Origin of the sequence: Oleiagrimonas sp. C23AA (assembly GCF_011759385.1) — a bacterium.
Taxonomy (GTDB): domain Bacteria; phylum Pseudomonadota; class Gammaproteobacteria; order Xanthomonadales; family Rhodanobacteraceae; genus Oleiagrimonas.
The window spans coordinates 414,833-434,818 of the sequence record NZ_JAARLY010000002.1; the positions used below are offsets into that span (position 1 = coordinate 414,833).

Annotated in this window: 11 protein-coding genes; 6 read left to right on the plus strand and 5 right to left on the minus strand. The window is 66.1% G+C overall.

Annotation, left to right across the window (positions count from 1 at the left end):
* Positions 1-194 precede the first annotated feature (194 nt).
* From HBF24_RS04865 to HBF24_RS04880, 4 genes are all read left to right on the plus strand, one after another.
* A complete protein-coding gene (locus tag HBF24_RS04865) occupies positions 195-2,750 on the plus strand; it encodes a bifunctional aspartate kinase/diaminopimelate decarboxylase (RefSeq protein ID WP_167170083.1) in 2,556 nt (851 codons plus the stop codon).
* Positions 2,747-4,099, plus strand: coding sequence for a UDP-N-acetyl-alpha-D-muramoyl-L-alanyl-L-glutamate epimerase (murL, locus tag HBF24_RS04870; RefSeq protein ID WP_167169772.1), 1,353 nt, complete (start codon positions 2,747-2,749; stop codon positions 4,097-4,099). The genes HBF24_RS04865 and murL overlap by 4 nt, the downstream gene beginning before the upstream one ends.
* Positions 4,089-5,450 carry a UDP-N-acetylmuramoyl-L-alanine--D-glutamate ligase gene (murD, locus tag HBF24_RS04875; protein ID WP_343162714.1) on the plus strand — a complete coding sequence of 454 codons (1,362 nt, stop codon included), beginning with the start codon at positions 4,089-4,091 and terminating at the stop codon, positions 5,448-5,450. Before murL ends, murD begins: the two co-directional genes overlap by 11 nt.
* Positions 5,451-5,572: 122 nt before the next feature.
* A complete protein-coding gene (locus HBF24_RS04880; RefSeq protein ID WP_167169774.1) occupies positions 5,573-6,004 on the plus strand; it encodes a GNAT family N-acetyltransferase in 432 nt (143 codons plus the stop codon).
* 187 nt (positions 6,005-6,191) lie between these two features.
* Here HBF24_RS04880 and HBF24_RS04885 read toward each other — a convergent pair whose 3' ends face one another.
* Entirely contained in the window at positions 6,192-8,315 is a 2,124-nt protein-coding gene (locus HBF24_RS04885) for a M13 family metallopeptidase (RefSeq protein WP_167169777.1), read from the minus strand.
* Between the two features lie 143 nt (positions 8,316-8,458).
* Here HBF24_RS04885 and HBF24_RS04890 point away from each other — a divergent pair, with 143 nt between their 5' ends.
* Entirely contained in the window at positions 8,459-9,127 is a 669-nt protein-coding gene (locus tag HBF24_RS04890; protein ID WP_167169781.1) for a cytochrome b/b6 domain-containing protein, read from the plus strand.
* Between the two features lie 14 nt (positions 9,128-9,141).
* On the opposite strand, the gene HBF24_RS04895 is transcribed toward HBF24_RS04890, so the two are convergent.
* Positions 9,142-11,817 carry a cation-translocating P-type ATPase gene (locus HBF24_RS04895; RefSeq protein WP_167169784.1) on the minus strand — a complete coding sequence of 892 codons (2,676 nt, stop codon included), beginning with the start codon at positions 11,815-11,817 and terminating at the stop codon, positions 9,142-9,144.
* Positions 11,818-11,821: 4 nt separating this feature from the next.
* The gene (locus HBF24_RS04900; protein WP_167169785.1) at positions 11,822-12,826 is read right to left on the minus strand and encodes a sodium:calcium antiporter; all 1,005 of its coding nucleotides are present in this window, start codon (positions 12,824-12,826) and stop codon (positions 11,822-11,824) included.
* A 468-nt stretch (positions 12,827-13,294) separates the two neighbouring features.
* Between HBF24_RS04900 and HBF24_RS04905 the strand changes: the two genes are divergently transcribed.
* Complete coding sequence (locus HBF24_RS04905) at positions 13,295-14,194, plus strand: TraB/GumN family protein (protein WP_167169788.1); 900 nt, start codon at positions 13,295-13,297, stop codon at positions 14,192-14,194.
* A 116-nt stretch (positions 14,195-14,310) separates the two neighbouring features.
* Here HBF24_RS04905 and HBF24_RS04910 read toward each other — a convergent pair whose 3' ends face one another.
* Together HBF24_RS04910 and HBF24_RS04915 are read right to left on the minus strand one after the other, a co-directional pair.
* Positions 14,311-18,102 (minus strand): translocation/assembly module TamB domain-containing protein, encoded by a 3,792-nt coding sequence (locus HBF24_RS04910; RefSeq protein ID WP_343162715.1) that lies wholly within the window; start codon positions 18,100-18,102, stop codon positions 14,311-14,313.
* Positions 18,099-19,796, minus strand: coding sequence for an autotransporter assembly complex family protein (locus HBF24_RS04915; RefSeq protein WP_240922194.1), 1,698 nt, complete (start codon positions 19,794-19,796; stop codon positions 18,099-18,101). Before HBF24_RS04915 ends, HBF24_RS04910 begins: the two co-directional genes overlap by 4 nt.
* Between the last annotated feature and the right edge of the window lie 190 nt (positions 19,797-19,986).

The window sequence follows — 19,986 nt, forward strand, 5'->3', positions numbered from 1 at the left end:
CGGTCCGCTTTCGGCCAGCGCAAGGCCCGCGCAAAGTCATGCCTAATAGGCATAACCTTGCCAATTGCCTTTTGCTGTCGTGCAGGCACACTGGGCGGCCATACGGGCCTGTTCGGCCTTGTCTTATCCCACCGTCAAACGAGTTCCAAGTGAGCGATTTCTCCCCTCTTGCTGCCGACGCCCCCTGGGTGGTCATGAAGTTCGGCGGCACCAGCGTGGCCACGGCCGAACGCTGGCAGACCATTGGCAAGCTGGCCGCTTCGCGTCGCGCCGAAGGCGTACGCGTGCTGGTCGTGGTGTCGGCCCTGGCCGGTGTCACCGATGCGCTGAAAGCGCTGAGTGCCGAGATGGACGGGGGGAAACGAAAACACGCCGCTGCCGCCATTGCCGAGCGCCATCACGCGCTGGCCATAGACATGGGCATCGAGCTTCCAGCGCGTGTGGCCGAGCGGCTTGAGTCGCTGGCCCATCTGGCCGCCGACGGCCCGGCCGCCGGGCAGGAGCTGGCCTGGCAGGCGCAGGTGCAGGCGCACGGTGAGTTGCTTTCGAGCGCGATGGGCGCGGCGTTTCTGAGCGCCCAGCACCTGCCCACCACCTGGGTCGATTCGCGCGATTGCCTGAAAGCGGTGGCGCTGCCGAACCAGAACGAGCGCACGCGGCTGCTCTCGGCGATGGTCGAGGCCACGCCCGATGCCGCGCTGCAGGCGCGCCTGGCCGGGCAGGGCGAGGTGTTCATCGCGCAAGGTTTCATTGCGCGTGACGATGCCGAGCGCACGGTGCTCCTGGGACGCGGCGGCTCGGATACCTCGGCGGCGTATTTCGGTGCGTTGCTGAAGGCGGCACGTGTGGAAATCTGGACCGACGTGGCCGGCATGTTCAGCGCCAATCCGCGCCAGGTGCCAGGCGCGCGTCTGCTCAAGCGCCTGGACTATCTGGAAGCGCAGGAAATTGCCTCCACTGGCGCCAAGGTGCTGCATCCGCGTTGCCTGTCGCCGCTGCGCGAGCCGCGCGTGCCGCTGCTGATCAAGGACACCAATCGGCCCGAGCTGGACGGCACCGAGATTGGCCCGCATCTTCGCGAGGCGGTGACCAGCGTCAAGGCCATCAGCACGCGCAAGGGCATCACCCTGGTGTCGATGGAATCGGTGGGTATGTGGCAGCAGGTCGGCTTCCTGTCCGACGTGTTCAACCAGTTCACCAAGCACGGTCTGTCGGTGGACCTGATCGGTTCGGCCGAAACCAACGTGACGGTGTCGCTGGACCCTACCGAAAACCTGCTCGATTCCGATGCCGTGGCGGCGCTGGCGGCCGATCTTGCCAAGGTGTGCCGGGTCAAGGTGATCGCGCCGTGCGCGGCGGTCACGCTGGTTGGCCGCGGCATGCGCTCGATGCTGCATGAGCTGTCCTCGGTGCTGGCCGAGTTCGGGCAGCTGCGCGTGCACCTGATTTCGCAGTCGTCCAACAACCTCAACCTTACCTTCGTGGTCGACGAGGATGTGGTCGACGAGCTGTTGCCGCGCCTGCACGAGTTGCTGCTGCGTTCGGGCAGCCTGCGCAGTGACGACGATGTGCAGTTCGGGCCAACCTGGCAGGCGCTGTACGGTCGTGGCGAGGCGCAGATGGTGCCCGGCTGGTGGCGTGGTGAGCGCCAGCGGCTGATGAACCTGGCCGCCGAGCGCAGCCCGCGCTACGTCTACCACCTGCCGACCATCCTGGAACGCGCGCGCTCGTTGAAGACGCTGGACGCGGTCGACCAGTGCTACTACGCGGTGAAGGCCAACACCCATCCGCAGATTCTCAAGGCGCTGGCCGCCGAAGGGCTGGGGCTGGAGTCGGTGTCGCCGGGCGAATTGCAGGCTATCGATCAGGCTGTGCCGGCCGACACGCCGCGCCTGTTCACGCCCAACTTCGCGCGCCGCGAGGATTACGTCACGGCGCTGGCCACTTCGGCCTCGGTGACGCTCGATGCGCTGCACCCCATCGAGCAGTGGGGCGAAGTGTTTGCCGGCCACGCCATCATGCTGCGCGTGGATCTGGGTCGTGGCCTGGGCCATCACGAGAAGGTGCGCACTGGCGGCAGCTCGTCCAAGTTCGGTTTGCCGATCGAGCATCTGGGCCGCTTCATCGAATGCGCCGAGCGCCACAACGTGCGCATCAAGGGCCTGCATGCGCACCTGGGCTCGGGCATCCTGGATGCCGCGCACTGGGGCGAGGTCTACGGCCAGCTTGCGGCGTTGGCCGACCGCATCGGCAGCGTGGAAATCCTCAATATCGGCGGTGGCCTGGGCGTGCCTTCGCATCCGGGCGAGCAACCGCTGGACATGATCGAGCTCAACCGCGTGCTCAGTGAGGTCAAGGCCACCTATCCGCAGTACAAGTTGTGGATGGAACCGGGCCGCTACCTGGTGGCCGAGTCGGGCGTGTTGCTGTCGCGCGTGACTCAGCTCAAGGCCAAGGGCGAGGTGCGCTATCTGGGCACCGATGCGGGCATGCACAACCTGATTCGCCCGGCGCTGTACGACGCCTGGCACGAGATCGTGAACCTGTCGCGGCTGGATGATGCCGGCACCACGCTGTACCAGGTGGTGGGTCCGATCTGCGAATCGGGCGACGTGCTGGGCAACGATCGCCGCCTGCCCGAAACCCACGAAGGTGACGTCATGCTGATTGCCCAGGCCGGCGCTTACGGTGCGGTCATGGCTTCGCATTACAATCTGCGTGATGCTGCCGATGAAATTGTGATCGAATGACTGCCTTGACCGACCCGCGCGACGCGCAGGTATTCCACTTTGTCCGCCACAGCTACGCCAATGGCGTGGCCGAACTGGTCTACGCCTTCGATGGCGGGCCGGAGCTGATCGAGCGTATCCGTTTTCCGGATGCGCCGGCGCTGCCGGCCGAGCGTCAGGCCGCCTTTGAAGCCGCGCTGCGCCTGCTTCACCTAGTGGCTGGCGTCAGCTACTACAAGGCAGGCGCCACCACGCAGATCCAGGTCGACGACGGCGAGCCGGACACGGCTACCGCCGAGTTGCTGGATGCGCTGTACCAGCACGGTCTGGCCGAGTTTGGCTACCGCAACGGCCTGGAAATGCACGAGCGCGTGCGTTTTCCGCGTCATGAGGAGACCATCGATGCCGCGCCGGCACTGGGCTTGCCCCAGCGCACGCTGGTGCCTATCGGTGGCGGCAAGGATTCGCTGGTGGCGGTCGAATCGCTCAAGCGCATAGGCGCCGAGGCCACCGCCGTTTGGGTGGGCAACTCGCCACTGATTGCCGCCTGTGCCGAGCGCACCGGCTTGCCGCGGCTCAATATCGGCCGTGAGCTGTCGCCGCTGTTGTTCGAGCTGAACCGGCTGGGTGCCTACAATGGCCACATCCCGGTGACGGCGGTGAACTCGGCCATTCTGGCCGTCGCCGCCGTGCTCTACGGCTTTGACTCGATCACCTTCGCCAACGAGCGTTCGGCCTCGGCCGCCACGCTGGAATACGAAGGCCGGCAGGTCAATCACCAGTGGAGCAAGGGCTTCACCTTCGAGCACACGCTGCATCATTACCTGCATCAGCGCGTGGCCGCCGATCTGCATTACTGCTCGCTGCTGCGCCCGTATTCGGAGCTGGCCATCACCCGCGCCTTCGCGCGTCTGGGCAACGACTACGGCGATGTGTTTTCCAGCTGCAATCGCAATTTCCGCATCCTCGGGCCGCGCCCGGCCGATCGCTGGTGCGGGCAGTGCCCGAAGTGCCATTTCGTGTTCCTGGCACTGGCGCCGTTCATGCCCAAGCCGCGGCTGTTGTCGATCTTCGGCCGCAACCTGCTCGATGACGAAACGCAGGCAGCCGGCTTCGACGCCTTGATGGAATACGAGGACCACAAGCCGTTCGAGTGCGTTGGCGAAGGCGCCGAGGCGCGCGCGGCGATGGCCACGCTGGCGCAGCGTCCGGAGTGGGCCGAGGATGCGCTGGTCAAGCGTTTCGCGCGCGATATCGCGCCGCAGCTGAGCGGCCAGAACCTGGATCTTGCGCCGTGGCTGCAAGCCTCGCCGCATCATCTGGTGCCGCCGCGACTGGTCGCCGCGCTGGATATTGTGGGTGGCGAATAAGCGCGCCCCGCTGGCGGTCTGGGGTTTCGGGCGCGAAGGCCGTGCAGCGCTCCATTTTCTGCTCGCGCGGCGCGGTGTCGATGCCGCGCCGCTGACGCTGTTCTGCCGCGCCGACGAAGCGGCCGCTGCGCGTGAGATGGCGCCGCCCGAGCGGCTGCTGATCGAAACCGAAACACCCGACGCGGGCACGCTGGCCGGTTTCGATATCGTGCTCAAGTCGCCAGGCATTTCCGCCTACACGCCGGCATTGCTTGAAGCCAGGGCGCGCGGCACGCAGGTCAGTTCCGGCACCGCATTGTGGTTCGCGCAGCGCCCGGATGCACGCGTGATTGCCGTCACCGGCACCAAGGGCAAGAGCACCACCAGCGCCCTGATCGCGCATCTGGCGCGCGCGCTGGGTGTGCGCACCGCGCTGGCCGGCAACATTGGCTTGCCGCTGCTGGAACTGGTACAGGCGCAGGCCGACCTTTGGGTGATCGAGCTTTCCAGCTTCCAAACCCGCGAGGCCGGCGCGCTGGAACTGGGCGTGATCACTTCGCTGTACACCGAGCATCTGGACTGGCACGGCTCGGCGGAAAACTACATGGCCGACAAGCTGGCGCTGGCCGACGTCAGCCAGGCGCTGCTGGTCAACGGCACGCAACCGGATCTGCTGGAGCGCACCGCTTCGCATCCCGGGCGCCAGCTGTTCGGTGGGCAAGGGCGCTGGCATCTGGCTGATGGTTTTATCTGCCGCGATGCGGACCGCCTGTTTGCCATCGCCGAGCTGCCGTTGCCCGGTGCGCACAACGCACTCAATGCCTGCGCCGCGCTGGCGGCATTGGAGCACATGGGGCTGGACGCACGCACGGCGGTGCCGGCGTTGGCCCGCTTTCAGGCCTTGCCGCATCGTCAGCAGTCGCTGGGCGAGCGCGATGGACGGACCTGGATCAACGATTCCATTTCGACCACGCCGCAAGCCACCCTGGCGGCGCTGCGCAGCTTTGCCGAGGATGCCAAGGTCACGGTGATCGTCGGCGGCCACGATCGCGGCCTGGACTGGAGCGAGTTTGCCCGCGCCATGGCCGAGCACGCACCGCACGCCATTCTCTGCCAGGGCGCCAACGGCCAGCGTATCGCCCGCGCCTTGCGCGCGGCGGGCGTCGCCTGTGGGGAAGTGGCCGATCTTGCCGCCGCCGTCGATGCCGCACGCCAGCACACACCGGCCGGCGGCACGGTGCTGATGTCCCCCGGTGCACCCAGCTTCGACCAGTTCCGCGACTACACCGCGCGCGGCCTGCGCTTTGCCGAACTGGCCGGCTTCGACACCGCGCCGATCCGCGCTATCGATGGCTTGGGCGTGAGTGGTTAAGTGGTCGCCTTACGCCAAGCGTCAAGTTCAAGTTTTCGCATGCGCCGACGAAGGACGGTCACCGGGCGGCGGGCCCGACGCTCGCATGGAATGCTGGTCCATGACCGGCGAGGAGGATGGGCATGAACAGGCAACCCGAGCTGGTACTCACCGATGCGCCGAGCTCTGCCGAGATAGCGCGCATCAGCGACGACCTGGACCAATTCAATGTCGACGCTGCAGCCATCCAGGATCGTCGGCCATTGGCCGTTCTGGTCAGGGACGCCGATTCGGGTGAGGTGCGCGGTGGCCTGACCGGGCGCACCTCGCTTGGCCTGATGTTCGTGGACCTGTTCCATCTGCCGGCGTCGTTGCGTGGGCAGGGGCTGGGTAGCCGTATTCTGCAAATGGCCGAGCAGGAAGGGCGTCGCCGAGGCTGCAAGGCGGCCGTGCTGTACACCATCAGTTTCCAGGCGCCCGGTTTTTACCAGCGCCACGGTTGGGAGGCGTTCGGGGAAATTGCCTGTGATCCGCCCGGGACCCGCCGCATCTTCATGACCAAGAAGCTGGCTTGATAGCCAGCCAGCGCTCGCCGCCCTGTCATTCCGGCGCATTGGTAGCGTTGGGCGCTCACCTCAAGCGATTGGCTGATATAGCCATGAAGAACGCCCGGTCCCAAACGGACCGGGCGTTCTTCATGTGCGAAGGTGGTGCAAGGAGCCCATCTCCCACTCCTCACTTCTCACCACTCGCTCCTCGCCGTTACCAGATATGCACACGCTTGGTCGGCGGCAGGTACAGCTTGGCATCGGGCTGCACGTTGAAGGCCTTGTACCAGGCATCGAGGTTGCGCACGGTTTCGGCACGGAACTGCGGCGGCGCGTGCACGTCGGTGTTCAGACGCTGACGCAGCGCGGCTTCGCGCATCTTCGACTGCCAGTTCTGGGCGAAGGACAGGAAGAAGCGCTGGTCACCGGTAAGGCCGTCGATGGTCGGAGCCGGCTTGCCGTTGAGCGAGTCGTGATAGGCCACATAGGCGGCGGTCAGGCCGGACAGGTCGGCAATGTCCTCGCCCAGCGTCTGCTTGCCGCTCACGTACACGCCCGGCAGCGCCTCGTAGCCGTCAAACTGCTTGGCCAGCGCCGAGGTGGCGGCCTGGAAGTGCTTGGCGTCGGCCGGCGTCCACCAGTTCTCCAGGTTGCCCTGGGCATCGAACTCGGCACCGGTGTTGTCGAAGCTGTGGCTGATCTCGTGGCCGATGATGGCGCCGATGCCACCGTAGTTGGCGGCCGGGTCGGCGTTCGGATCGAAGAACGGTGCCTGCAGAATGGCTGCCGGGAAGTTGAGCGCGTTCTGCAGCGGCAGGTTCACCGCGTTCACCGTCTGCGGCGTCATCCACCATTCGCCACGGTCGACCTCGGTGCCGATCTTGGACTTCTGGTGCTCGTACTCGTGCTTCTCGGCGGCCAGGTGGTTGGCCAGTGGATCGGTGGCACTGATGGCAAGGTTGCTGTAATCACGCCAGTGCTCGGGATAACCCACGCTCACGCGCAGCGTGGCGATCTTTTCCTTGGCCTTGGCCTTGGTGGCCGGCGTCATCCAGTCCAGCGTGTCGATACGCGAATCGAACGCGGCCAGAATGTTCTTCACCAGCTGTTGCACCTGCTTCTTGGACGAAGCGGGGAAGTATTTCTTCACGTAGATCTGGCCGACGGCATCGCCCAGGTCCGTGCTGGTGGCGTCGATGGCACGCTTGGCACGCGGTTGCTGCTGCGGCACGCCCTGCAGGGTGTGGCCGTGGAACTCGAACGCCAGCTCTTCGTACGGCTTGGGCAGCAGCGAGGCGTAGCGGTCCAGGGTGTGGAAGGTCAGCAGGGTTTTCCAGGCGCTCAGCGGCTGGCTGGCCACCAGCTTCGACAAACCGGTTACCGCATGCGGCTGCCACACGTCGATCTGCTTCACATCGGCAAGGCCGGCGGCCTTGAAGAAGTCGTTCCAGTCGATGCCCGGTGCCTTGGTCTTGAAGGCATCGGCGGGCCACAGGTTGGCGGCCTTGTGCACGTCCTGGCTGTCGACCAGGCTGGTCTGCGCGTTGGCGATCCTGGTTTCCAGCGCGATGACGGTTTGCGCAGCCTTGGCCGGGGCCTTCACGCCCGCCTGCTTGAGCATGGCGGTGACGTAGTCGCGGTACTTGTCGCGGAAGCCTGCCATGGCCTTGTCGCTGGACAGGTAATAGTCGCGGCTGGGCATGGAAAGGCCGCCCTGCATCAGGTAGGCCACGTTCTTCGACGAGGTGTTCAGGCCCTTGGTGACAAACAGGCCGAACAGGTGGTCGGTGTGGAAATGCGTGGCGTTGATCGGGTCCACATCGGCACGCAGGCGGCTGCCCAGCACGCGCGAAAGATCGGCGCGGTTCTTGATGCCCTTGATCGCATCCAGCTGTGAGGAAAGCGGCTTCAGGCCGGCCTTCTGGATGGCGCTGGTGTCCATGTAGGCGGCGTAGTAATCGGCGATCTTGGCCTGATTGCTGCCCGCGGCCGGCTGCGCCTTGCCGGCATCCTGGATGATCTGGTCGACGCGCTTTTGGGTCTTGTTGTAGATGGTCAGGAAGGCGCCGATGCTGGAGCGGTCATCGGGAATGGTGGCCTTCTTCAGCCAGTCGCCATTGGCGTACTGGAAAAAATTGTTGCCCGGCTTGACCGAGTGGTCGATTGCCGACAGGTCGATACCGATGGTGGACGCGCTGGCCGGGGCCGCGGCGGCGGTCTTGGGCGTGCTGGCCGGCGTGGCCGGGGCTTTGTTGGCTGCCTGCTCGTGGCCTGATTGGCTGCAGGCGACGCAGCCGACGCTGAACGCGGCGGCGAATATCCATCGCATGGAGTGCATGAGAATGCTCCGGTTGAAAAAGTGCCGACCACCATAGCCCTTCGCGCGGCGAACGCGAGCATGACTTATGGCCTAGGTGGTTGGCGTGCATCGCGCGCCGGGCCGGCTACACTGCGGGCAGTGCCCTAGCTGCTGTCGTGTCCATGTCGCGCTCATCGTCATTGATCTGGGATCTGCCCACACGCGCATTCCACTGGCTGCTGGCCACGCTGGTGCTGATGCAATACGGCACGGCCGAGTGGGGCTGGCTGAGCATGCGCTGGCACTTCTGGTGTGGTTACGCCACGTTGGCGCTGATTGCGTTTCGCATCGGCTGGGGCATCTACGGTTCGGGCACCAGCCGCTTTGCCGATTTTGTGCGCGGTCCGCGCGCGGTGATCGCTTATTTGCGCAAATCATCGCGCGGTCAAGGCAAGGCGACGCCGGGCCACAATCCGCTGGGTGGCTGGTCGGTGCTGGCCATGCTCGCCAGTTTGCTGGTGCAGGCGATAAGCGGCTTGTTCTCCAGCGACGAGATTCTCAACTTCGGTCCGCTGAGCGGCCGCGTCAGCGATCGTGTGGTGTCGGTGATGACCTCCATCCATGTGGTCAATCAGACCATTGTGCTGGTGCTGATTGGCCTGCATCTGGCCGCCGTGCTGTTCTACGCTCTGGTGCTGCGCCGCAAGCTGATTGCACCGATGCTCAACGGCGGTCGCGCGTCGGTTGGCACGCGCCTTAGTTCCCCGTGGTGGGCGCTGCTGACCGTGCTGGTGTGTGCTGCGCTGGTCTGGGCGCTGGTCAGCTGGGGCCAGCAGGCGCAAAGCTGGTGAATCCTCTCCCGCGCCTATTCGGTCGCGGGCGCTGACGAACGCCGCATCGTTCGCAGGCTTTTGATCAGCTCGATCAGCGCCGAGGGCAGCAACGCCACCACGATGCACAGCACCATCTCGCTGGCCGAAAGTGGCGCGGTGTGCAGCAGCCGGTTGCCGATTGGCAGGTAGATGGCCAGCAGTTGCAACGCCACGGTCACGGCCAGCGCCAGCAGCATCGGGCGGTTGGAGGTGAAACCGTGCGCAAACAGCGAGCTGTGTTCGCTGCGCACCACCATCGCTTGCCCCAGCTGGGCCAGCGCCAGCACCGTGAAGGTCATGGTCTGCCAGTGCGCGACATCGTAGGTGACCGCGCCGGCTTGCGTCAGCAGCGTGGCCACCGCCATGGCCAGCCCGGCCCACACAATGTGCTGCCAGGTGCCGCCGGCGAACAGACTTTCGCGGGGCGGCCGCGGCGGGCGGCGCATGATGCCGCGTTCGGCCGGTTCGGTGGCCAGCGCCAGTCCCGGCAGACCATCGGTCACCAGATTGATCCAGAGAATGTGGCTGGGCAGCAGCGGCGTGGGCAGACCCAGCAGCGGCGCCAGCAAGATCACCAGAATCTCCGCCGAGTTGCAGCCCAGCACGTAACGCACGAATTTGCGCACGTTGTCGAAGATGCGCCGGCCTTCCTCCACGGCGGCGACAATGGTGGCGAAGTTGTCGTCCAGCAGCACCAGGCTGGCCGCCTCGCGCGCCACATCGGTGCCACCGCGACCCATGGCCACACCAATATCGGCGGCCGCCAGTGCCGGTGCGTCGTTGACGCCATCGCCGGTCATCGCCACGTAACGGCCGTGGCCGGCAATGGCGCGCACAATGCGGATTTTCTGTGCCGGGTCCACCCGCGCGTAAATGCGCACGCTGTCGACCATGGCGGCCAGCCGTTCATCGGAAAGCGCGCCCAGGTCGCGCCCGGTCAGCACCCGTTCGCCGGGATTGAACATGCCAAGCTGCTGGGCGATGGCCTTGGCCGTGGCCGGGTGATCGCCGGTAATCATCACCGGCTCGATGCCGGCCGTGCGGCAGGTTGCCACCGCGGCGCCGGCTTCGGGGCGCGGCGGGTCTTGCAGACCGACCAGGCCCAGCAGCTCCATGTCGCGTTCCACTTCGTCGGCCTGCACCTGGGGCAGCGCCGGCCAGGCGCGTTGCGCCAGCGCCATCACGCGCAGACCGTCGGCGGCCATTTCTCCGGCCAGCGTCAGCAACGCCTCGCGGGTGGGCGCGTCCAACGGCTGGCCGCCGGCACGGGTGCAGCGCTCCAGCATGCTTTCGGGCGCGCCCTTGGTGTAGGCCATGTAGCCGTGATGCGGCACGTGGTGAACGGTGGTCATGCGCTTGCGGTCGGCATCGAACGGCAATTCGCGGCTGCGCGGCGCGTGATGTTCCAGCGCTGTCTTGTGCAATCCGGCGTTGTCGGCGGCCCGCCACAAGGCCACTTCGGTAGGGTCGCCGGTAACATCGCCATCGGCGGCGGCGTGGGCGTCATTGCACAACGCGGCGGCGCGCAGCAGCGCTTTGGCGGCAGCCGGGAAACCATCCGCTTGCGCCAGCCGATCGGTGGCCGCGCCCAGGGTCAGTTCGGCCAGCTGCATCACGTTGCAGGTGAGCGTGCCGGTCTTGTCGGTGCAGATGCAGCTGACCGAGCCCAGCGTCTCCACCGCCGGCAGCCGCCGCACCAGCGCGTGGCGCGCGGCCATGCTGCGCGTGCCCAGCGCCAGCATCATGGTCACCACCGCCGGCAGCGCTTCGGGAATGGCCGCCACCGCCAGGCTGAGCGCGGTCAGCAGCATCAGCACTGGCGGCTCGCCGCGCAGCAGGCCGGTGGCGAACACCAGCAGGCAGATGCCCAGCACGGCCAGCGCCAGTTGCCGGCCAAAGCGTGCCAGGCGCCGTTGCAGTGGCGTGGGTGCCGGCGGCACGGCGGCCAGCAGGCTGGCAATGTGCCCCAGTTCGGTGTGCATGCCAGTGGCGACCACCACGCCGCGGCCGCGTCCGTGGCTGACGGCCGAGCCCTTGAACACCATGCAGGTGCGTTCGGCCAGCGGCTGGGCCGGGTCGTGCAGCGCGGCCGTGGTCTTGTCCACCGGCACCGATTCACCGGTCAGCGCCGACTCGTCGATGCGCAACTGATGCGCCGACAGCAGCCGGATATCGGCCGGTACCGCGGCGCCGGCCTCCAGCACCACAAGGTCGCCCGGCACCAGCTGGGCGGCGGCGATATCCTGCGTCTCCCCGCCGCGCACCACCTGCGCGTGCAGCGCGGCCAGCCGGCGCAGTTCCTCGATGGCGCGCTCGGCGCGTACCGACTGCAGCCAGCCGATACCGGCGTTGAGCACCACAATCGCCAGAATCACGCTGGCGTCCAGCGTATCGCCGGCCAGCGCCGCCACGCCCGCCGCCGCCAGCAGAATCAGCACCATCAGGTCGGTGAACTGCGCCAGCGCCAAACGCAAGACACCGCGCCGGCTGGCCTGGCGAATCTGGTTGACGCCATGGCTGGCCAGTCGCGCTTGTGCGTCCTGCGGCGTCAGGCCGTGGCTGGCATGCGATTCCAGCCGGTGCACGGCTTCCTGCGCGTCCAGCGTGTGCCAGGCAGGCTCGGTGGTGGCTGGCGTGGTCGGCGCGGCCTGTCGCCTTGTGCGTCGCATGGCGTCAGGTATCCCGGTACAGCGCGAAAAGGTTCAGCACATAGCCGCCGATCAGGCCGACATCGATCCATCCCACGCGCAGCAGGCGCCCGCCGGGACGGCTGACCAGGCCAAGCATCACCAGCGCCGTCATCCCCATGGCGATGACCGCCGACAGCGCATGCGCGGGCGCCACGTGGCGCAGCACCGGACCATCCATGAACAGCAGGTCGTCAATGGCGACAATGACCATATCGAACAGGTTGCTGCCCAGCAGGTTGGCCATCGCCATGTCCAGCGCGCCCATGCGCACCGCCGCCAGCGTCACCACCAGCTCCGGCATGGAGGTGGCGCCGGCCACGAACAGCGAGCCCATGAAGCTCATCTGCCAGCCCATCAGCTCGGCCACGCGCTCGGCCGCCAGCGACAAACCAATGCCGGAGCCCACGATCACCACCGCGCCACCCACGTAGCGAGCAATGGCGCCATGCAGGCGCGAGCGGCTTCTGGGTGTCGGTGCGCTGGCCGGGTGCCGGTCCTGGCCGCCATGTCGAAACAGACTGCGCATGGCCACCGCATACAGCAGCAACAACAGCGGGCTGATCAGCCCCACATGGCCCAACGTCGGGCCCGTCGCCCCGGATGGCAGCAGCAGGGCCACCGCCACCACGCCGATCAGCAACACGCCGAACGCGGCCGACAGCAGATGGCGACGACTGGCCACCTGAAACAGTCCCGGCCCACGCAACGCCATATCCAGCACGGCCACCAGCGCAAGATTGAACACGCAGCTGCCCAGCGCATCGCCAATGGCAATGTCCGGCCGGTGCGCCAAGCCAATTGCGCTGGCGCCCAGCACCAGCTCCGGCAACGAGGTCACCGAGGCCAGCACCACCAAACCTATCCAACTGCCGGAAACGCCGGTCTCCTCGGCAATCACATCGGCGTTGCGCGACAACACCGGACCTGCCGCACCGATCAGCGCCACACACAACGCAAACAGCAGCCAAGACAGTGTCAGTGCATTCATGGCGCACCCGGATGTCGAGCCGAGGCTTGGTGCACGGAGCGCCTTGTCCGTGCTGTATCAATGCGCTCTGACAGGTGCGTGTTGGATGCAGGGAAGGGCGCTGCGTAAACCTGTGAGGCGGGATTCCATGCCCCCGACGACTTGGCTACTGCTGGTGCGCCCTCCTGCTCAGAGAAACGCCGGCAAGCCCGAATCCCGATGTCCGCCTGCATGTCCCGACTCCGCTACCACACGGCGTTCGTTGTCACGCATTAGGCCGCTTGGAGTGTTGATCGGTATCAAGCCCTGGCTTTGGGAGGGCTACCAACGGCGGGATTCGACCCAGAGCGGTCTCCCGATGACTAAATGAGATCCCATCGGAAACCCGAGGCATGACGTCCGACACAGTATCTTCCAGCACTGTCGAGCCAAATGAGGGCGGCCTAGCATTCCTCTGACGTACCTTGGCTGCGGGAATGAGGTGCGAACATGGATATCGTCAACATTCGTCGCCGCAAGTTCGTCCGCATGCTGGCTGGAACAACCTCTCTTGGCATCGGCGGCTTGCAGCCGTTTGCCTTGCTGGCAAAACCTATCGTGCATCACTGGCCACTCTGGTCGATCCGGCGTGGCGGCAGAAGCATCTATCTCACCGCTGAAACGCCGCCGCAGGCGACGGACTGGCATGACGCGCGTATCGAGCGATTGCTGCCGCGTTGCTCCTCTATCTGGACCGAGACCAACAATGTCTACAGGCAGTCTCAGGCTACGCTCATTCAGCGCTATGGCATCGACGTCAAGCGGCCACTCAAGGCCTGGCTGGACGTGCGGGACAACGCCCGTTTGGCCAGGGCCGCTGCCGACTGCAAGGTGAAGCTTGAGGAGCTCGCTCCATATGAACCATGGATTGTTGGCTCACTGCTCCAGGAAAGCTTCTACCGAGTGTCGGGCTGGAAAGGAAAATCCGCTCGCGAGGTGCTCACCAAGCGTGCGGTGCGCGCGGGCATGCCCTGGCATTGCGAGTTCAAGGATAAGGATGATGTCTTTGCCTGGTTCGGTGCGATGACACCATTGCAGAACACGCAATTCTTGCGCTACGTGCTAGACGAGGTGCTCGCGGGTCCGGCAGCCGATGCCCGCATTTTCAAGGCCTGGGGCGCGGGCCAACGCGCGCCGGCAGAGGCAGAAGTGGCGAAGTACGAACTTGCCTACCCGGAGTTGGCGAGGCGGCTCACTTTCGCGCGAAACCGCGCCTGGCTGCCTCGCCTTGAAATGATGCTCGACACTCCGGGCACACCTCTGATTGTCGTTGGCCTTTATCACATGGTTGGTGCGTCAGGCCTACTCGCTCTCGCCAGGCAACGGGGCTGGTCGGTGGAAGTCATTTAGGGTCAGTTTGATCATCTTGCGGGCGGAAATTTGAATTTTCAGGATAATTGCCGAGCTTCCGCTCCTAGCTGATTCCCGCCCCAAGCGCATTACCAGATATCCACGCCACTTGCCGTCTACTTCTCCAACCGATAATTCAAACTCGCCCGATTGAAGTCGGTGGCGTTTTCGATCTCGATGTTCCAGCGGTGGCTCAGTCGGTAGCGCATGGTGATGACCTGGCCGGGTTCGAACAGGCCGACGCCGTAGCTCAGGTACAGGCGGGGCGAGAGGTATTTGCCGACGGTGAAGGCCGAGGCGCCGCCCAGGGCGTCGTTGTTGGAGACGCCGATCTGGTCGATGCCGATACGCGAGCCGACGCGTTTGGCGAGCAGGTCGCCAGCGGCTGAGCCCAGTGCCTGGGCGGCGCCGGTGACCATGCTGCCTTCGCCGCCGCGCACCTGTGACAGCGGCTTGCCGGTGATCATGTAGGACAGCGCGTCGGACTGTTCCATGGCCGGGTTGGAGAACACGGTCATGATCGGGCGTTGCGCGGTGCCGCGAATCTGCAGACCCACTTCCTGGCCCTGGTCGATGGTGGCGTTGGGGTTGAGCTTGCGTACCGCGCGAATATCCAGGCCGGGGTTGTTGATGGGCGTGCCGGCAAACAGCAGGCGGCCCTGGCTGATGGTAAGGTCCTGCCCGTAGGCACGGTAGGTGCCGTCCACCTGCACCTGGCCCTGGCCGGTGGTGGCGTGGCCCGGTGCCTCGTTGACGCGCAGCGCACCGTAAAGGCGGCCGTTGAGGCCAAAGCCTTTCAGGTGGGTGTGATCGCCCAGCTGCACCATCACTTTGGCGCTGATCGGCATGGACTGCGCGCGCTGGGCCTGTTGTTTCTCGTCGACCACCACCACGTCCGGCGAGCTTTGCGCGGCACCGGCGCCGGGCAGCTTGTTGAGGTCGACATTGGCGCTATCGATATGCAGCGTGCCGGTGACATCCAGGCCGCTCTTGTCCTGGCTGAGTTTCAGGTCGGGCGAGATGATCACGCGCGCGGCCGGGATGTCGGCCGCGGTGACCTGCTCGCCGCTGACATGCAGGGTGGCGGTGGAACCGGGCGCGAGGCCGGCCTGGCCGTCGACTTTCAGCTGGCCCTTGCCGGAGGTGATGTGACCCTGCACGGTCAGTTGCTGCTGGTCGCCGGTGGCAACACGGAACTGACCATCGGCCAGGGTGATGCCGGCGGCGGGGATTTCCATGCCCAGCCCCTGCACCTGGGCGTGGCCGCCCAGCACCGGCTTGGCCAGGGTGCCGGCCAGCTTCAGGTCGGCATCGAGCTGGCCTTTCACGTTGGCCACTTCGGCGCTGAGCAGCTCGACGAAGGCCAGGTGCTTCAAGTCGAGCTGCACCTCGCCGTTGAGCGCGTTGTTCTTGCCCTGCAAGGTGACCTGGCCGGCCAGATGGCCGCCATCGTTGAGGTTGGCGCTGACGCGCAGCTGCTGGCCCTGCGCGTTGAGGTCGGCATGGGCCTTGAACTGCGAATAGCGCAGCAGCGGTTGGCCGGGGTGATCGATGTAGGCGACGCTGCCCTTGTCCGAGTCGATCTCGGCCTGGCCGCCGAGCACGCCCTTGGCACTGCGGGTGATGTGGCCCTGGCCGTTGAGCGTGCCTTCGGCGCGCACCGGCAGGTCGTCGCCGGCCAATGTGGTGAGCAGCGCCAGCGGCAGCGCGCGCAGTCGGTAGCTGGCTTTCAGGCTGCCATCGGGTTGGCTGTCGGCGGCCAGGCACAGCTGCGGCGAGCCGGCCGAAAGGCAGGCCTGATCCAGTGAGAAACCCTTGCCGTTCCAGCTCATCGCCGCCGGCTGCGTCAGGCGCCAGGTGGGCAGGCCCTGCGCATCCAGCGTCAAGGTCTGCAGGCGGCCATGCCACTGCTTGGCCTGCTGCGAGCCGCTGAGCGCCAGGTGCAGCGTCAGCGGCTGGCCCTTGGCGTCCAGCTTGAGCGAATGTTGCGACGGGTTGCCGTGGCCGCTGATGGCGACGGTGTCAAAGTGCAGGCCGCCGACATAGGCATCGGCGGCGCGAAGGTCGATGTCGCCGCCAGGTTTTTGCGTGTTGGGCATGTGTGCATCCAGGTGCAGCGACTTGATGCGCTGGTCGGCATAGACCAGACCGTTGCCGCTCAGCTGCGCGCGCACGGCCAGCGATGGCCACAAGCCGCTCACATCGATGTGGCCGTCGATATGGCCTTGCGCATCGGGCAGCCAATCGCCCAGCGAGGCCACCTGCAACTGCATGCGCACACGATTGCGTGCACCCTTGGCGGCGTTCACATGCACCCGGCTGCGGCCCGAATTCAGCGCCAGCTCGCCGCTGACCACGCCCTGGTTGTCCAGCGTCAGCGTGCCGTGACCGGCCAGTTTGCGCTGGCGCAGCGTGCCGTCGAGCTTCTTGAGTTCCAGCACGCCCTGGCGGGTGTCGGGGCCCAGCTTGCCGTGGGTGCGAAGGTCGGCATTGAGCGCGCCGCTCCAGCCGGCAAACAGCTGGCCGGGGTTGAACTGGTGCGCGGTGGCCGTGAGCTGCCAGCCGAACGGCGTGCCCAGGTCCAGCGCGCCATGGGCGGAAAGCTCGCCCTTGGGCTGCTTGACCTGCAGCGTGGTGATGTCGATGTGCGAGGGCGAGCCGCTGATATCCAGCGCCACCTGCGCCAGCTGCTTGGGCGGACCGATGGCGATATCGCCCTTGGCGGCAAACTGAGCCGGCGTGCCGTGCACCTGGAGCTTGCCGTGGGTATCCAGACGCTGGCCGGCCAGCGTGGCCGGCAGCTGCACGCCCTGCCAGTCCAGCGCCAGTTGCGCGCTGATGGGGCTGGTATCCAGGTGTACCTGACCGCGCGCGGTCAGCTGGCCGGGTACCTGTGGCGAGCGCACGGTGAGCGGGTCCAGGCTGAGCGTGTTGCCTTGCTTGTCCAGCGCCAGGTCCATCGGCGTCAGATCGATGCGTGTGCCGTTGATGGTGATCTGGCCGTTGAACTGGCCGCGGCGGCCATCGCCATGGCCGTGCAGTGATAGCGCCAAGTGCTGGATGTCGCCAGGCCCCAGCAACTGGGACGGATCAAAACGCGGTACCTCCAGCGCGGCGGTCCAGGTGTCGCCCGCGGCCTGGTTCAATCTCAGGCTCAGGGTGGTGCGGGTCGGCTGGGTGAGCGCCATGTCCAGCGTGGCGGTACGCCGGTCGCTGCGCACGGTCAGCGTGCCGTCCAGCGTGTTCTTGCCGGTTTTCCAGCGGAAATCGCCGTTCAGCTGACCGGGGTAGCCGCTGTCGAAGCCCATCTGCCCGTGCAGGCTGACGTGGCCTTGCGGGGTGACCAGTTTCAGCGTGCGCACCTGTGCAGTTTGCGCCGTCCATTTGCCGGCAAGATCCAGCGAGTTGGCCACGAACAGGCTTTGCCCGGCCTGGGTGACCTCGGTGTGGCCGATGTGCGCGCTGTCGATCTGGATGTTCAGTGGCGCACGCAACGAGAAACGGGTGCTTTTCTGTTCCGGCTTGGGCGGCGCAGCCTTGGGCAGTGCCACGCGGATGTCGCCGGCTTGCAGGCGCTGCACGTGAACATGCTCGGCCAGCAGCGACCAGATGCCGATATCGACACGCGCATGGTCCACGCGCACATCCAGCCCATCGGCAGTGCGGTAACGCAGGCCCTTGAGTTCGGTGGGGCCGGCCAGGCTGCCGCTGGCCTGTTTCACGCTTAGCGCACCATCGGTCAGGCGCGTGGCCTGCCCCAGCGCAAAACGCAGCCCGCTGCCGGTGCCCAGCAGCCAGAACAGCGCCGCGGCCAGCAGCGCCAATACGGCGAGCACACCCACTCCCAACCAGCGCGGCCAGCGGCGGCGCAGCGTGGCGGCTTGCTTGTCGGTATTGGGCGTACTCACAAATCCGGACCTATCACCAGGTGCAACTGGATGCCGTGTTCGCGGCTGTTGTGGATGGGCGTGCCCAGGTCGACGCGGATCATGCCCACCGGCGAGCGCCAGCGTACCCCCAGGCCGGCGCCAACGGCCGGGCGAAAGTCAGTGCCATTGAAGGCATTGCCGGCATCGACGAAGGCGGCGATGCCCCAGGCCTTGGTGAAGTAGTGCTCGACCGTGGCGCCGCCGACCAGCAGGTTGCGCCCGCCGATGACGCGATCGTAGCGATTGCTCGGTCCCAGGCTCTGGTAGCCGTAGCCGCGCACGGAACGATCACCACCGCCAAAGAAGCGAAGCTGCGGCGGCAGCTGCGAGAAGTCGCCGACCCAGGTGGTGCCGGCGCTGCCATGCAGGATCAGCCGGTTGCGCGCAGTGAAGGCGTCAATCCATTTGGCATCGGCCAGTAGTTGCGAGAAGCGCGTGTCCGATAGCAGGGTGCCGGCCGTGGAGCGGGCAGTCAGGCTGATCGACCAACCATGGCGCACGAAGTTGGGGTTGGCGCCGTGCTTTTTCTGCAGCGAGACCTCCGGATACACCAGGGTACTGGTGCCACGCTCCACGCCCAGCGTGTTGTCAGTTTCGCCCCCCTTCTTGCCGACAGTGAAGGTGCCCGAAAGCGCATGCACGCCCACCGTGCGCAGCCAGCCGTGCCACTGGCGGGTTTCATTGCCGACCAGTTCCAGCGTGCGTGACTTGGAGGTGTCGGTATTGGCATCGCGGAAATTGGCGCCGAAGTTGAGCGCGCGCGCATTCACGCCGGGCAGTGGAATGGTGTACTGCGTTGACAGCGTCTTCAGGCGCTGCGCGGCGACCAGTTCGTTCTTCCACTTGTGGCCGCGATCATTGACCCAGCGCCGCTCCAGTCCCAGCCGGATGCCGGCACCGGTGTCGGTCCCGATGAACGGGCCGCCAGTGTAGACACTGCGCTTGGCCGGTTTCAGCTGAACATCCACATTCACCACGCCGCCGTGAGCGTCCTGCACATCCGGGTTGACGTTGACCACGGCGAAATAATCGGCGCCGATCAGTGCCTGCTGCAGTTCAAGCAGCTGGTCCTGGTCGAAATAGTCACCCCGCTTGAACGGCACGTAGCGCTGCAGGAAGCCATCCTTGAACTGTGAGCCCTCAAAGCTGACCTTGCCGAAGCGGTAGCGCTTGCCGACCTTCCAGTGCAGATGCACCACCGCGCTGTGGTTGGCGCGGGTGACCAGCACCTTGTGCTCGGTGAGCTTGGCATCCAGGAAACCGGTGGCGGTCAGCGCGCTGGAAATGGTCTCGCGCGAGGCGGTGTACTGCGATTGGTTGAGCACCGCTCCCTTGCCGGGGCTGAAGTTGTGGATGGCCTGACACACCGCGGGCAGGTGGCGGGCGCGCTTGTCCATCTGAATGTCGATGTCGGTGACCTTGACCGGCTCGCCGGCATCGACTTTCAGCGTGATGGTCCAGTCCTTGTCGCCGGTCTGCTTGAGATCGCCATCGACGTGGGCTTCGAAGTAACCGTAGGGGCGCAGCGCGCTCTGCACCTGGCCGGGCGCGCGCTCATACAGGCGCCGCGCCTGTGCTGCGCTGACGTCGCGGCCGGTGTATTGGCTGGCCGACAGGCTGTTGACCACCACGGCCTTCAAATCATCGGGCAGCCCCTGTACCTGCACCTTCATGGCAGCCTGCGCCAAAGCCGGCATAAGCACCAGCAGCAGGCAGAGTATCGGGCGTAGGCGTCGGTGGGATCGGCGCATGCGTCACAGGTGATGGGTGAATGTGGGTGGTGGAGGGGTCGGTCGGTATCGAGCCAGACCGGCGACCGGGCCATCAGTATGCCCGGTCGCATGTGCGCGGCAGGTTAACGCC